Origin of the sequence: Candidatus Pseudomonas adelgestsugas (assembly GCF_004124255.1) — a bacterium.
GTDB classification, from domain to species: Bacteria; Pseudomonadota; Gammaproteobacteria; order Pseudomonadales; family Pseudomonadaceae; genus Aquipseudomonas; species Aquipseudomonas adelgestsugas.
In genome coordinates, this window is record NZ_CP026512.1 from 943120 (window position 1) to 961053 (window position 17934).

A 17934-nucleotide genomic window follows, 5' to 3' on the forward strand; every position below is an offset into this window, starting at 1 on the left:
CAGGCTAATTGAGCATGATTATATTAAGGGACTCAAAAATGGAATTGGTTGTAAAAAGCGTTAGCCCTGAAACATTAAAAACTGCGACACTAGTGGTCTCTGTTGGAGAATGGCGCAAGATTGGCATTGCCACCAAGAAATTGGATGCATTGAGCGGCGGTGCTATTGGTGCTATTCTTAAGCGCGGTGATCTTGCTGGTAAAGTAGGGCAAAGCCTGCTACTGCAAAGCCTTCCTAATCTTAAAGCTGACCGCGTGCTACTCGTAGGCGTAGGTAGAGATGCAGAACTAGACGACCGCCCATTCCGCAAGATTGTCAGCACGATTCTCGCTACCCTAAAAAGCCTAGGCGGCACTGATGCTGTATTGGCGCTCGATGAAATTATCGTGAAAGGCCGCGATAGTTACGGCAAGACCCGCCTACTGGTTGAAAGTCTGATAGACGGAGGTTATATCTTCGACCAGTTCAAGAGCCAGAAAACCGAACCACGTGTTTTACAAAAAATTACCTTGCTCACTATGAAAATCACCCAAGCTGAAGTTGAGCGTGCCGTAACCCACGCTACCGCCATCGCTAATGGCATGTCGTTTGCACGCGACTTGGGCAACCTGCCGCCAAATGTCTGTCACCCAATCTACCTTGGCGAACAAGCTAAGGCACTAGGCAAAAAGTTTAAGGACCTCAAGATTGAGGTAATTAGCGAGAAAAGAATCAAGGAACTAGGTATGGGCGCGTTTTATGCTGTTGGTCAAGGCAGCAATCAACAGTCGCGACTAATTGTGATGAAATATAGCGGCAGCATCAAGTCCGAGAAGCCTTATGTACTAGTCGGTAAAGGTATCACCTTTGACACTGGTGGTATTAGTCTCAAGCCAAGTGCTAGTATGGATGAAATGAAGTACGATATGGGCGGAGCTGCCAGCATATTTGGTGCGCTGCATGCCGTACTAGAACTTAAACTACCAATAAATCTGGTGTGCATCTTGGCCTGTGCTGAGAACATGCCGAGCGGCAACGCTACGCGTCCTGGCGATATCGTTACTACGATGAGCGGCCAGACTGTAGAAATTCTCAACACTGACGCAGAAGGTCGTCTAGTGCTATGTGATGCACTAACTTACGCCGAATGCTTCAATCCACGCGCCGTGATCGATATCGCAACTCTGACCGGTGCTTGCGTAGTTGCTCTTGGCTCACACACCTCAGGCCTGTTAGGTAACAATGGCGAATTAATCGAGCAACTGCTCAGCGCTGGCATGGCTGCCGACGACCGTGTCTGGCAACTACCTATGTTTGATGAGTATCAAGAGCAACTTGACAGTCCGTTTGCTGATATTGCTAATGTTGGTAACTCCAAGGCAGGCACCATAACCGCTGCTTGCTTCTTGTCACGTTTCGCTAAAAACTTTCATTGGGCGCACCTAGATATCGCCGGTACAGCATGGACAAGCAGCGGCAAGGATAAAGGGGCAACCGGACGCCCAGTACCACTAATTACCCAGTACTTGATAGATCGTGCCAAAGCCTAAAACTTAAAATTTTGCGCAGGAAGTGATTGGCGGTGCCAAGTCTCAGGAACTGTAATGACCACAGTTGACTTTTTATATATTACCAAGCAAATTACCCAGCTTCCGCACACCTGGACTTTACCTGCAGGCTTACCTAAAAAGCCTGACATATAAAGCTACTACATCATATCTGTATTATAGCGATACTGCTAAATGTGAAGCATCTTGATGCTCACGCATGATGTTTTAACAAAAAAGTTTTGCGTTGCATGGTTACGCTAAATCAGAATCTAACGGTTTGTTTGTATTGGGTGTAGACACTATATAGTTATGGTTAGTGGTGATTATTATGATTTAATAATTAACCTTATCTTCAAGGCACTGATCTTTACTAAGACTTTGCTTATGTGGTAGAAATAATGGCGGAAAACTTGGCTGTTCGTCAGGTTACGCTGGATAACTTCTATTTCTACCGTAAACATAGCTGTCCCTGCAAGACCACCAGTTACAACTACTGTGAGCATAGAATACATACTCTAAACTAGCTAAAACAATGACTGGTTAGATTGCCTAGAGCTCATTCGTCAACTGCTGGATGATTGCTTGTTGCTGATTACCATAAACTTAATCAGTTTATGGTTAAGTATAAACTACACTATTGTCCGATATGGACGGTGGCAAGCCATCGCTACGGTAGTACTATTAATGAAAAGGCAAATAGATGCTTAGATAAAGCAGTTACTCAACTAAATAATGCTCCTAAATCTTGCATGGCTTTTACATGAAGTTTGGCATTCTGCGTCTTGCACAGTTACACTTATAGGCGTTTACCTAATAAACGCTAATAGAGTCCTGCACGTATGGATAAAACCTACCAACCGCATACTATTGAAGCTTCTTGGTACAAGACTTGGGAGTCTGAAGGTTATTTTTCTCCGCAAGGTACTGGTGACTCCTACACCATCATGATTCCACCACCAAATATCACTGGCAGCCTACATATGGGGCATGGCTTCAACAATGCGATTATAGATGTGTTGATACGTTTCCACCGTATGCAGGGTCACAACACCATGTGGCAACCTGGCACTGACCACGCCGGTATCGCTGCCCAGATGCTTGTAGAACGCCAACTCGAATCCATTGGGTATAACCGTCACAATCTTGGTCGCGAGAAGTTTTTACAAGAGATGTGGGAATGGGAAGACCGGTCTGGCGGAAATATTAGCCGTCAGATCCGTCGCCTGGGTTCTTCAGTTCACTGGACCTGTGAGCGTTTTACCATGGATAATGGCTTTTCGAAAGCCGTGAAAGAAGCTTTCGTACGTCTGCATCAAGATGGCCTAATCTATCGTAGTAAGCGCTTAGTAAACTGGGATACAAAGTTGCACACAGCAATCTCTGATCTAGAAGTGGAAAACCACTACGAGAAAGGCTTTCTTTGGAAACTTAAATACTCGCTAACTGATGGCGCCAAGACTGCTGAAGGTAAAGACTACCTAATAGTCGCGACAACTCGTCCAGAAACCATGTTCGGCGACGCTGCTGTCGCTGTCAACCAGACCGATGAGCGTTATAAAACGCTCATCGGTAAGTTCGTCGAATTACCGTTGATAGGTCGCCGCATCCCTGTCATAGCAGACGATTACTGCGACCATGAATTCGGTACTGGCTGTGTGAAAATAACCCCTGCTCACGATTTCAATGACTATGAAGTCGGTAAGCGCCATAACCTACCGCTACTAAATATCTTCGATAAGAATGCCGCTATACTGCCTGCTTGCCAAGTGTTCAACATAGACGGCACGCTAAACGAAAATATCCACGGTAATATCCCGGCTGAATATGCCGGTCTTGACCGTTTCGAGGCGCGCAAGCAGATTGTTGCCGCTTTAGATGCTGCAGGCATACTGATTAGTGTCGATACCCACGACCTGAAGTTACCGCAGGGCGACCGTTCTGGTACTGTGATAGAACCGTGGTTAACTGACCAGTGGTACGTATCTACCCAAGTACTAGCTAAACCAGCGATCGAAGCCGTAGAGGATGGCCGTATTCAGTTTATACCTAAACAATACGAAAATATGTACTTTGCTTGGATGCGTAATATCCAAGATTGGTGCATTAGCCGTCAGCTGTGGTGGGGTCACCGAATCCCTGCCTGGTATGATGCGTCTGGTAAAGCCTATGTAGGCCGCGACGAAGCAGAGGTGCGTGCTAATAACAACCTCAGTGCGAATACCGCTCTTCAACAGGACAGCGATGTACTTGACACCTGGTTCAGCTCTAGCTTATGGACCTTTTCTACTCTGGGCTGGCCGGAACAAACCAATGCCCTCAAGACTTTCCACCCGACTAACGTGCTAGTATCTGGTTTTGATATTATTTTCTTCTGGGTTGCTCGCATGATTATGCTGACTATGCATCTGTTAAAAAACGATGACGGTACACCGCAGATTCCATTCAAGACTGTCTATATGCATGGCCTAGTGCGCGATAGCCATGGGGAAAAAATGTCAAAATCCAAGGGCAACGTCCTCGACCCACTAGACATTATTGATGGTATCGATCTGGAAACCTTAATACAGAAACGTACTTCGGGCCTAATGCAACCTAAATTTGCACAGAAGATCGAGAAGCAAACTCGCAATGAGTTTACTAACGGTATAGCTAGCTATGGTACTGACGCCCTACGCTTTACCTTTTGCTCGCTAGCGTCAACAGGGCGCGATATCAAATTTAATATGAGTCGCGTCGAAGGTTATCGCAACTTTTGTAATAAAATATGGAACGCTGCGCGTTATGTGCTATATCAAGGCGAAGACTGCGGTCAAAACGGCGAAGAAGTAGCATTAAGCCTATCTGATCGATGGATCATGTCACAGCTTCAGCGTACTATAACTGAAGTCACCTGCCAGATTGACCGGTTCCGTTTTGATTTAGCCGCACAGACGTTGTACGAATTTATCTGGAATCAATACTGTGACTGGAACTTAGAGCTATCCAAGTCAGTACTATGTAACAAAAACTTGCCAATCCAATTCCAGCGCGGTACTCGCTATACTCTAGTGCGTGTGTTAGAAATAATGCTACGCCTAGCACACCCGTTCATGCCGTTTATAACCGAAGAAATATGGCAACGTATCGCGCTACTGGCTGGCATTCAAGGCAAAACCATTATGCTGCAACCTTGGCCAATAGCCGATGAAACATGTATTGATAAAACTGCCGAAAGTGATATAGAATGGCTTAAGACTTTAATAACAAGCACCAGAAATATTCGCGCTAAAAGGCACGTTAGCTCAGGCAAATTCATGGCAATCTTTGTAAAGAATGCCAGTACCGAAGATCAGCGTCGCCTCACTGAGAACGATGCACTACTTAAAAAGCTGGCAAAATTAGAGTCAATCACTGTATTGACTGCCGTCGCCGAGGCGCCGCTATCCTTAATTACACTGGTTGGCCAGATGGAAGTATTAGTGAAGGTGGCTGACTTGATTGATAATGGCTCGGAACTAGACCGTCTAAATAAAAAAATTGCGCATTTCCAAGGAATAGTGCAACGCATGGATAGCAAATTATCCAAAATAGCGTTCCTTAACAACGCACCGGACGTAGTGATTAATAAAGAACGTGCTAAATTAGCTGAGGCTGAGCAGGCTTTAAGTAGGCTCATCGAGCAGTATGCGCGAATTTCTACTTTATAATAAGTAAGCGAGTGAATAAAATTGTATGAAAATTTCATCCAGGGTATTTTTACCTAAAATACACTAGAGTTTTTCCTCTAAACTAAATTGATATGTTTAGCTAATTTGTTTACAATTGAACCGTCTAGACTTGATTATTAGTCTATGCATATGCATTGCTACCAATACTAGCTCCCACACGTATTTGAATTTTACTCAAAGACAGGTAATATCTACCACGCTATTTTTTAGTTAAAAATTAAATAATCCATAGCGCTTTTACGACTTTCTAGAACTATTAAGCATTAAACTGCAAAGTTTTATGATTATTCATCCACATGCAGCAAGAAGATCATTGACTTATCTGCTAGAACGCAGCGCTAGTGCTTAACTAGACGCTGATAAAATCTTTCTGCATCATGCAGTACTGGCATGGTGTAGTAAATTACGCCTGCATTTGACGATGTCATAACCTTCTCATGATGTATATTTTCTACTTGATTTATTATCTAGCATTAACATTTGGTTCAATTTCATATAATTCTATACATTAGAATAATAGATATCAATATTGGCATCACATCCGCACAAAGTATTTTGTTGTAAACCCTATAAGTTAGTCAGCAAAATTATGGTAAAAGGAGGTTAAGTATGCTTCGCAATACAACATGTACAGCTAGGTAGCATGGATTATCCTAATACCAGACAAATAAAATCGCCTTTTATGCAAAACTATCTATACTAAGATACTAACAACAGATTTAGCGCTAGAGTTTGAGTGCGTGACTAAATATCGCTAGCAATAAAAACTTTGACTATTCAGGTCTAGTTTTTAGCCATAACAAGCTAAAAAATTTCTGAATAGCAATTTCACTAGTAGCACCAGTCAAACTGTCATAGTTCAATATTGACTGAAACGTTTAGTTATTTTTATTATACCTACGCCTAGATAAAATAATTTTGTTACTGTGCTCTAGTTGATTAGCAATCAAATCTTAGTTTAGTTGATCCAACAAGCGTGCACTGTAGTTTTAGGTGCACCTGTGTTGTTGCTAGCCAGATTAGTAATCTGTTAGTTTTTATTAGTAACTATTATAATGTTTGTACTACATTAATTACATATGGATTATAGAGTATAATGCTAGCCGTTTGGCCAGAAAAATGTAGATTAGTTGGAATTGATAAATGCTAAGGTTAATTTAATGATGAGCTTTCTAGGTATATTTAGGCCAAGTCATTTTAGTGTCATATTGAAATTATTTTTCATAAATACTAAATATTTCTCTATTCAATTAATCGAGAAGCTTTACCCAACCAACTCTGCGTTTATCCATCTAAACGACTACAAAACTAATGCCACATCATGAATTCTGCATGCGTTTAACTCCGGGCCACTTAAGTTAGTAGTTATCAAGAAAAATGATTAATAAGACAAGTTCTTGGTGTTTTAACAATGAGTATGAAGTGTACTCTTCTAGTATCTAGCTGGCAGAATACTTCGACGGAAGTTAGGATTAGATTACTTTTAACTGCATGATAATTAAATAATTATAAAAGTTAATTGAAGAGATATAATCCATATATCTATACCTATGTAATATTTGTCTACTACCACAAGGCATAAATCGATAATTATAGTCACCACCTTGATGTGCTATAGTGCAGGCTTGCCAGACTGATCGGCACATAAAAAACTAAGACCGTAGTGGAACCACAACAGTAGTCAGCTTAAATTAGTAAGCCAATAAATCCACTTGTAATGGTGACTCACCTTAATTGATAAAGATTTACCAAAAGCTTTCTACGACCATGATCCTTCGCAATAATTACAACCTGTTACCGGAAATCCAGACTAATACACACATGACAAAACTAGTTGCACGCACTCTAGCTAGTGCGCCGATAGTTTTTCTATCAATTTTAAAGCATGTCTTGTGAGATGACAAGATCAAATAAAATAAAGCTGCCGAATACTTTATAATTACGTAGCCGGCAGACCTAATAGGTAAACTAGCGTGAAGCACTTCACTTTATGCTTTACATAAGCTTATGAATATGCAGTAAAAATTATACTAATGCTGCTAGCTGTAATAGTAATCAAGAACTATGACAAGATTAAGATGGTATTTAAACCAATCATAGATAGTATATAAATAAGTATACACTTCTGTACTTATAGCACTAACGACAAGTATAGTTATTATAAGCAGACCTGCCGTCATTCTAGATTAGAATGTCATTACTGTATCTGGCGATAGATTTGTTGAGGAAGATGCCTCTCTAAGTAAGCAAAGACCTTGTAGGCTCCAGATGGTTACGGAATTCCGCTTGTGGATATTAATAAAGCGCTGATTCATAATTAAGATTATGACAGCAATACAAACTTTCTAGTTGTTTGCCTATAAACGCGCTATGCTCTGTTAGTGGCTCTTACTAACAACATGTTAATCCAGTGTTGAGGTAGCTAATTAATGCATTTAGGTTAGCAGTCTCTAGGTTGCGGCGATATACTTTATTTTGAAACCATGACAAAATTACTGTTTATCGCAAAAAATAAGCTTTATCACTACACGATGGTCAATCTGTAGTCGCAAAAGTATTATCGTTAAACAAAATACTAAATATACTGTTATAGCTACTTATTGGTTATCACTAAAGCCAAAAGCGATTCAGTGATTCTCAACGTATCAAAGAATTGCTATTTACTGAAAGTTGGTCTAATGCTTAGTCAACCACCAAATCATCATATGATTACGAATACTACCTGTATAATTAAATTAATCTAATTTATATCTAATCTTTTTACGCAGAGCACTAATTGCACACCAGTCATCACGTTAGCCAAGAATAAATCACCAGCAACATTCGTTGTTAAATTAATGCTGACAACAGCAATGGCGCTAATGTATGATTTAAATACTTCCTAATCATGATCAGATAAACTTCTTACTGCAAGGCTAATAATAATTTTATAGGAAGTATCTGCTAGTCAGTTCATCATATAGATATGAATTACGTGATGCTAGTCATTGACTACGATAGCCAAAGTTGTGATGGTAAATAACCTAAATAGGTTGCCATTAATGCATTGCGAAGAAACTTAACTTACTTTGCATGGGTAATACCGTAATGCATGCTCACGCTAATCAATACATTCACCGCCAGGTCAATACGTTTAATAATATTAATGACATTGCTACTCAAGCAATTGTAATCCAGTTGATTAAGAGCTTTTAGATATGGCGTAATTATGAGCTATATGGCAACAATGGCATGTCTACATTTAGGATTGAATTTAGGGTGGTCAGCTTTGTGCTTAAATTAGCGTCATATTTAAACGCTCATACTTCAAATACCCTTATTGCTGATGACTGATACTGCATTATACATAAATATACATACACAAACAGTTGTTCAGAACATAGATAAGCGTACTGGCCTGCAAATAAAGCTATGCAGCTTATTAATCTGCTAAAATATTAGCTACAATTTAAGTATTCTTTATTAAAAACGTTAAGCATTAATGGACGCAAGATCATCAACTGTATGATCTCTTGTCTACCGCAAGAGAATATTAGTGTTTAGGTATAAGTATAGTGTACTGAAGATATTTTTACTGGTGAAGTCGCAGTAAAACTGCTACATGTATTTACATAGAACGCTACAGCAGAAACTATGTGTTATCATGGCCAAGTATTAGATAAATATGCGCTCTAAAACTTTGGGTAATTGCTTCTAAGTTGTTTTGGCTGTTGGTAGTAGCTCTTACTTGCTATGCAAATCGTCTGTCTGTTTAGACGTGGTATAAGCACAAAACGTGTATTTATTGTTTAAAGTAAGTAACTTATAACTAGCGATTTTTGAAGGCTAATGTTAAGCCAAAACTTGGATTAAGCTAAACGCATTTGGTGCTGTGTAGTTTCGATTTAGCACTAGCCTAATTTTTTTGTATTCCAATTTAATTCTGGCTTCAAGATGAATTGAGCTGAGCTTATTTAGCCATAAACTATGGCATACATGATATAGCGCGCAAAGCGTTAGGAGACCATATGGGTGTTAAAGTTTTGTGTTTTATGCGGAAACAGCTGGGCCTATTAGCATATATAATTATTATAGATAATATATATGTACAAACAAAATAGAATAGATGCATCATTCGCTACATTTTTGTATTAAAAATGCATTATTGCCTAAGTGTGTTAATCGCTATACATCACAAACATTTTTTACTTTTTAGCATATTGAGTATTGATGGAGTAAACGTATTGCAACTATCCCATGCCGCTTAAGTCCAGTATTAAAACCATAATCAGTCGTTGTGAGGTGATAACCAATACATTTGTCTGCCGCTAGTTATAAAGTCTCATACGAGGTTAATTTTACCCGCAAAAGCTGTGGATGCCCATGGTTGACTGACGACGGTAGCAGTACTGTTAATAACTAGCAGTTATACGCTAAAGATAGCATACGTATTCTCTGCTAGCTAAAGTTAGCCTACAGAATAAAGTATAGCGATATCACACACTAACAATATAGATAATCCAGAAATGCACTAAAAAAGTATTTTGGATAACAGTAAACCACTGACATGCATTACGTAATTTGAGTATGGATGCCACCATATTTATTCTTTTCCAAGATCACATCTTATGCGCAGACATTTGATTGTTATTACCAGCACTTTATGCTAAATACTCCTTAGCGCAGGCTTAAATCTTACCTTACTACCGTAATAATACTAGTGCTGGATAATAAATCATATTCCATTACACTCGAAACCACTGAAAGCGGTACTAAATCAATTCAGCTATACAATATAATATGCTAACTTTCTTCAGCTCCCAAGGTTACAGTAGGCATGCAAAAAACATTAGCCTGTCAGATGATGATAGAGCCTATACAAGCCTGTAAAAAATTACTGAAGGGGAAAGGTGCAATTTTATAAGCTTAGATCGACAGTAATAAGGTTTACAGCCTGCTGTAACGACCAATACACATGATATTTAAATCATAAACTTCTAGCATAAATCAGTGACCAGCTTAGCGACGCAGCGTAGATTAATATAATCAAACACTTTGGCACATATGCAGTAATCTGCCATGTAGAATTCGAACACTAAAGTTACTACCTAGCCACATAACGCGTTTAACTACCATCGTCAACGACTCAGAAGACAATGATACCAGCAGCTATAACATTGCGCGAAATTTTAGTATTCATTGACTCAAATAGCGTTTTATCTTAAACTTAACTATACTGGTAGATGTTATTACTAATGCCTTTATATATGTGTAGCAAAACAATAGCTATCTTTCGTGCAAATCTGTTCTATAGATACAGAATGCCAATAATCTAAACGATTACAATACCCGTGGTAGCACCAACAATCATGCATTATCATCGATAATTACACTAATATTGGAAAGCAGCTAATCACCATAGCTATGCACTACGATAATTGAAACCCAACAAAACTAGCAAACTATCCAACGCCACAAAGTGTCACAACAATTACGACATTGCACTATATTATCGTTACACGTGCTTTACCATATCATACGAACTAAAGTCTTCACGTTATAATATCACTGGCTAGTTTAACTAGCGTACAGTATAAACAAATGCTGAACCACATAAATGGCAACGCAGTAAACCAGAAAAAGTCTATAACTGATTACTCGGTATATATTACAACAATAGCGTCATATATGCTGACAATTAGCGCATTTATAATTGATTTCGACAATTAGCACGACAATAAAGCTAGACTAATAATACCCTAATCGTTATGGATGTAACGTGCCACTATAAAATGCAATTAAGCATTGACGATGCTATCGATATTTTAAGTCTAGTGCTAACTTGCTTTAATGTGTATATTGCAGATTGCATCTGTGAATACAATAATTCATAAAGATCGATAGAATAAGAGCAACTACATGATATACTTCGTATAAGCATAAAAGCTCTTTAAGTGTAAACTTACGCACAGTCACTATAGTAGTCAATTCGCCTACGACGCTAACAAACACATCCAGGTTACATACTATTCGGTAATCATGCGCAGCATGGCTACCGCTTATAGCTATTTACTTTAAACACGAAAGTCGGTGTGAAAAAAATATCTTAAATAAACAGTATTATACTAGTTAAACTGACAATAACAACAAGTAAGGATAAGTTAGTGGACTTTACATAATGTATGTACAAATCTTTATTAAATTTCATCGCTTACATAACAATGCGTAAATTTATAAACTACATAGTAAGTTGACTGCTTTAAAATGATTCAGTATTTAATTACATTTAACTATGAACTAAATAACCATATTGGTCTACCAACACTTATACTCGTTGGCATACCATGGCCATATAAGTGTTGCATCGGTAAATAATACTTTAGTGCACGTAGAGTTAATTAATGCATTCAATTAACTCTACGTTAAGCATGTATGCTGATTATACAGCTGGCCCAGTCAACTGCTTGACTAAACGCTATATACGTAGATAGTCTGTGTTTATTAATAAGATACTGCGTATGGCTAAATCACAGTGTTCTTGTACCAGGTCTGCTAGACCTAGTCAGAGAAAAAATTTTTTGATTTATAATGTATAGGTAACTGCTCATCGAGCCCTATAACACAGACAGCTACATAATGATGGTAAAAAACTAAATAGTAATTTTATTCTTAAGCGCTAACATGGTTATTGTTAGTCACTTTTAAGCATAGACTCAAGAATTTTCTTCAATAGCCATTCACCAGCATAAACAAGATTCGTATTAGGTTGATCAGTTTTAAATTAGCCACCAGCAACTCCAGTAGTTATATTCATGTCTAGAAATCTTGTAGTATATGGATCATTTTATAGAGCTGTTAACAATAATTATGTATCAACATTTAGAATATGCAATGGAGCATAAATGATTATGATCTGATTTTCAACTAGCTTATTAAAAGCAGCTGGTAAACTAGCTAATTAATTTGGTGAGCAACGTATATTGGTATTGTTTTTTACAGTTGTTTAGATTGGTACAATTGTATTGTACACCATATAATAGTGCATCCGCACTAATGGTGCTAAGTGTTATTTATGGTGTAAGCATAGCAGTTATAGTAATATGTCAGTTTGTGATTCCTTCGTACCTCTTCTGTGATTTAATTGCGTTATGGTAAGTTGGGTTTGATGTGGTACATAGCGTACTGAGTACGATACTGCACTTAGTAGGTTTTGTATAACGTACGTATGGTTAATACTGTGTGTATGATTAGCACTTCTACAGCTTTGTACTAGAAATCATAATATTGGATTTACCATCTATCTGCTATAACATTATGACCGCTAGAGATAAACCGCTCTAGTACTAATACTTGCTAGATGCTTAAGCTACACTTTGTTTAGTATAACTCCACAGCTATAATTACTCTATTGCTAAGTCTGGATGCTTGCAGAGTAGTAGTATTAAGCCGATCTTACTTTTAGTTCAGTTGCGTAAATCTTGCTTGCTTCTTTTCATAAGTGCATAACTAAGCTGCATTTAGCCAGCACAAAAAATCTCACGCTGCTAGACAAACGCCTACTATACTATCAGAACACTATTTTCTTTGCCTAAATACAAAGAAAAGTTTTACGAAATCAATAAATTTATTACTGTAATGAAGACGATTTCATCATTTCAATAACTATGGTTATATCTAGCATCATACTTACTGGCAGTATTAAGTTATTTGACAATCTTTATATTGACAGAAATATGCCTGGCACGACGATCAAGAAATATACAGTAGTATTGCTTAATATCTGATCAGTGATGCATAAAAGCGTTCATTAAAGTCTACGCGAAAAACTATTGCTGAGTAATTTAGGTGCACTATGCGGCAGTGCCGCTTGTTAGAATAGATACACTAAACGCAATAACCTTGACCACACCAATAATAAGATTGACTAAGTCGTTTACCCTTAGTTCTAGACAAAGAAATCATTATTAGAAATAATATATGACATGCATGCCAATAAAGTATAGCAAAACGTCAAATTATTCAAAATCTGATACCATCAGTCACCGACTATGCTTAAGTATACGCATGACTTTAGTGTAATATATTACAGCTGATGCTCAGCAGAGTAGAAATAGATGGCGTAGCTTGCTCGGTAAGTATTCACTTTATGAGCTGACATGCTTGAAATAATGCAATAATGTAGTTGCTGTATGGTCTAGTCGGCCAGGTAGCGCTTAATCATATAGCGATGTCTGTTATATATTTTATACTTTAATCCAGTCGTATAAATTTTTCTAAAGCCAATTCAAATATGTCTTTAAAGTCAACACACTATAAACTTACCATCAAAGAGAAAAAATACTTTTAGTATGATTACTCTATAAAAATAATGTATTTATATTTAAATATCTTATATAAATGTATACTGAATTAAGATCTTGAGGTGATAAATATTTATATGAAGCAGCCTTAAGATGAGCTGGAAAAACTGAGCATTTATGCTATCTGCAAAATCAACAAACGCAGCGCGGCACTTTAAAATTAGTATTGAGGTACAAGAGGTTACCTTGCAAAGTTACAAAATAGAAAGTTATTTAAATTAATAACTACGTCTTGCCAACTATCGTATATGGCCTGACGCGGTACTGTATTAACTCTTATGGCCTAAATATTTATATCGATGTCACTTAATGCTTAGGCGGTAATCCTCTAACAATATAACGCAAAGTGAAAATCTTATAAAACTGATCATTGCTTTATCTACGATGAGTTACACGTAATAACGCATTTAGAAAACTGCAGCAACACTATTCGTATTAAGGGCATAAAGCAGCGTGTCGATAATTTGTCTGGTTATGAATGCTAGCAATGCAGAAGCGTTTATGCACTAACACTTAATAGCTTTAATTGCTATAGCGCAGTAAGCGGTGAAATATTAATGACGTGATGCACGCGTGTCTGTCGTAAATTGTATCGCATGCAAAATAGTGCGTCACTATTGCTGATTTGACTAAAGACAATATAACGTATGTTATACGTAACTTGTAAAATAAGTTTAGCGTGCACCATAGCTCACCTTGTCATCTTCGTAGAAAAAAGCGATACTGTCTAACAGATAGTGTCTAATAACTTCTTTGAAGACCAGTAGAATAATCAAATCCAGTTATCCTGGAACCAGATTTTGCATTGATTGATGTTTGCGCTCACGGTAGAGGTATAGGTGAATTTTTATAGGGTAGTAGTATTGGCCGACATCTTGCTATCAGCTATACAAGTACGGATAGCGTTGCTATAACATAATCGCATCAATGACACCAATGGTTTAGATAGAAAAAAAGTTCTCAGCTTCCTGAGCATATCAACGTATTGCACCTACTTCAGGACAACTGTCTCAGTAATTTAATTGTCAGTAGTTGGCTTATTTAACGTTTATTAAGTATATCAAATAGGCTGATGAGATAATCAGGTTCGTATACTTAAGCATTGCGATAAGTGCTTGGACGATGCCAGTAATAATTAACCTTGTGACTTGCAGTAAAATGCTCAGACTTATACAGTACTGACTGTATTCTACCCCATTGGTAAACGCATGTAAGTCACTACCTACCACTTTAGCCGTGTAGGCCGACTTAGAATAAAGCATACCGCAAACATTCGCAAAACTTTTCTATGCTTATGCCTTTTGGTGATAATTAAAGCAACATAACAGAAAACATAAAATATTCTAAGCTCTACTAGATAAAGCTCATTAAACATAATCTTTAGTATAATATACGCATATCTTCTTACCTTTATTAATATTCAAGATAGCCCAGTAGAGAACGAGCTACACAATTAGATAAATCAGGTAAAACATCAAGCAAGTTAACAGGTTATTAGACTAGCTAAAACTAAATTGGCATGTATCAATACTATTGATCACAAGATCTTGCTTTTACGTTTTCTGAATGCTAAATCAGCGTAACGCGCTTATTGTATTAATCTATCAGCATAGAAATACTTATGATGAATTCCAGGTACACAATCATAGTTATAGTCATGACCTCAATAGTTACGTTTATCTAGTTAGGCACTGTACCAGCAAATAGCAAAACTTTCTTCTGATACCCGATAATATTAGCTAACTATAGTTTTTCTGGTATAAGTATTTAATGGTTAACGGTTAATAACCACTCACAGATCTTGCTGGATAGTAACCATGTGCAACGTAAGCCAAGAGAATATGCTGCTTTAGTTTAGTTATAACTGATAGACTTGATATCTCAAAACGCATTATCTAGGCAATAAATACTGCTGTATATAAGGTGAACAGTTGAGTTTATTTAGACTGCCACTGCTAATCACAAATGTATTCGTGACGTTATAGCTATTATATGCGTTCACAATATAATCATGAGCACCGCAAAACACTAAAATAGAATTTATAACAGTCAAGGACTGCTATAGAATACTTCTACATATTACCATCGTTAATTTATTGATCATGTAATTAGGCAACAAACGTACTATGCCCAGGATAAAGCCTATAACGATACTCAAAAAACTTAAACTACTAAATCATGTCTAGCTGTTATAGATTAGCTTATATCTTGCTGAAGAGGTTGCATGACCAGCTAGACTTTTGCAATAATCATATTTATTTAAAAAGGCTACTCAAGCACTTTTAGACTACTAACGCTAAGTTTTTGCTTTGTGCATTAATTGTATTCAATATGCAGTGCCTTAGAAATCATAAAACAAAACATCATCGAGTGGTCAGCCGGCTAGCCGATAGAACTAACAGTGATCAAAGCATCTACGGTGTGTATTAAACATTACCGTCTGACCTAGACTGTATTTAGGTCGCGGCTGTTTCTAGTAATTAGTTCTTTACCTAGTTTTTTTTTGAATATCTCACTGTCGTTGACAGCCTATTTAATAATCTGTAAAAATTTAATTTTTACTTTTAAGTTTTTACTATATTCGCTGTTATAATCTTGTAGACGAACTGCATTATAGTGCCAGAGAATTCAGTGCCGTATCCAAGTGCAGATAATTAGACATGGTTATCAACCCTTCTATGCAGCTTCTTATCTAAAGCTAGCTCAAGCAAAAAAAATCAGCATACTCAGTATCGTTGACACAGAAATGATAGTTAGGCTACGTTTCAATCCATTCATTTAAGATTCCAGTTACTTCTGTTGTATAGAAACTAACACTTTTGACATATCTGTAACGAACCAGTACCCACTCGTGTTAGTTTTTATAGGCAAACGGTATAAGGTTATTGTGCTAAGTATAGGCATTACTCCACACTTGGCATTTACTGATACTGTGATCATGTTGATGATTATTCTGATACCTACTTATATATAGTACAACGTGTACTAGAGTGATGTTTGGTATACCTAAAACTTTTAGTGATATCAATCCATTTAATCTTACAACATTCTTGTAAGAGATAAATGAGTCGTGTACCGTTTTAACGTATCTAATTAAAATACACATATATGGAGCAGACATGACCGAACCTTTGATTCTTCAGCCAACCAAGCCAGCGGACGCCTGCGTTATCTGGTTGCATGGCCTTGGTGCTGATCAATACAGCTTTTTACCAGCAGCCAAGTTGCTGCAGGAAACCTTGCTATCCATGCGTTTTGTTTTACCACAGGCACCAACACGCCAGGTAACTATTAATGGCGGGTACAAAATACCAAGCTGGTATGACATAACAGCAATGAGCCCTGCGCGATCGATCAATTTGGCTGAACTAGAAGAATCGGCAAATATGGTGACTGATTTGATCAGAGCACAAGAGAAGACCGGGATAGACGTATCGCGAATTTTTCTTGCAGGGTTTTCTCAAGGTGGCGCCGTAGTCTTCCATACTGCCTACCTTGGATGGCAGGAGCCACTTGGTGGCGTGATTGCTATCTCTACCTATGCGCCAACTTTTAATAAGATGCTAAAGCTGTCTACCAACCAGCAACATATTCCAGTTCTGTGTCTACATGGTAGCTACGATGAAGTTGTGCTATACGCTATGGGCCTAAGTGCTTTCACGCATTTAAAGAGTCGTGATGTCATCGCAACATGGCATGAATACCCAATAGGTCACAAAGTGTTACCTGAAGAAATACGCGATATAGGTAACTGGCTGACTGTACGTCTAGGCTAAAATACAGTTTATATAGCCGCATGATAGGTATACTATGCGGCTCCAGCTTTATATAGTACTACCACTAGTTAGTATATCTTCCTTAATTAATTAATTAATTATATTATTGTGCTTAAATGCACTTAAGGAGATGCCTGGTAGAGGTTAATTAGAATCACTTAAGCCTGTTTCTAGTACTCCAGTGCTACCTTCTGCAGTTGCAACGAAAGTCAACAGTAACACTAGATCGCACTTGCTGCTAAATCGCAAAAACTCGAGGTCATCATACCTAAACATGCTAAACATATAAAGACAACGCAGAATATAGTACCTGCACTGAAAACGCATACCAAAAACTCTCGTGAATTCGAAAAAACGTCGAAGATATCTTCGTCAAATTAAAGCAAGATAAAAACCGCTTCCATGACTTTAAACTAGCGATAAAACTGATATATAATCTAGAACATAAATTCGACTGACTATATACTGACTTAGACGTCAGTACTGAGCTTCAGTATTACCTATAAAGACGACATTAGTTACGCACATTGATTATCGCCATAGCTAACAAACTAATTGTGCAGATAATCAAAAACGCTGCTAA

Annotated in this window: 3 protein-coding genes; all 3 read left to right on the forward strand. The window is 37.7% G+C overall.

Features of this window, described 5'->3' with window-relative positions:
- Positions 1-38 precede the first annotated feature (38 nt).
- The 3 genes from C3B55_RS02545 to C3B55_RS02555 all read left to right on the forward strand — a co-directional run bounded on the left by C3B55_RS02545 (position 39) and on the right by C3B55_RS02555 (position 17351).
- On the forward strand, positions 39-1529 hold the full coding sequence (locus C3B55_RS02545) for a leucyl aminopeptidase (protein WP_129211197.1): 1491 nt from the start codon (positions 39-41) through the stop codon (positions 1527-1529).
- Between the two features lie 839 nt (positions 1530-2368).
- Positions 2369-5215 (forward strand): valine--tRNA ligase, encoded by a 2847-nt coding sequence (locus tag C3B55_RS02550; RefSeq protein WP_129211199.1) that lies wholly within the window; start codon positions 2369-2371, stop codon positions 5213-5215.
- A gap of 11479 nt (positions 5216-16694) precedes the next feature.
- Positions 16695-17351: an alpha/beta hydrolase gene (locus C3B55_RS02555; protein WP_129211201.1), complete on the forward strand. Its 657-nt coding sequence runs from the start codon at positions 16695-16697 to the stop codon at positions 17349-17351.
- The last annotated feature ends 583 nt before the right edge of the window (positions 17352-17934 follow it).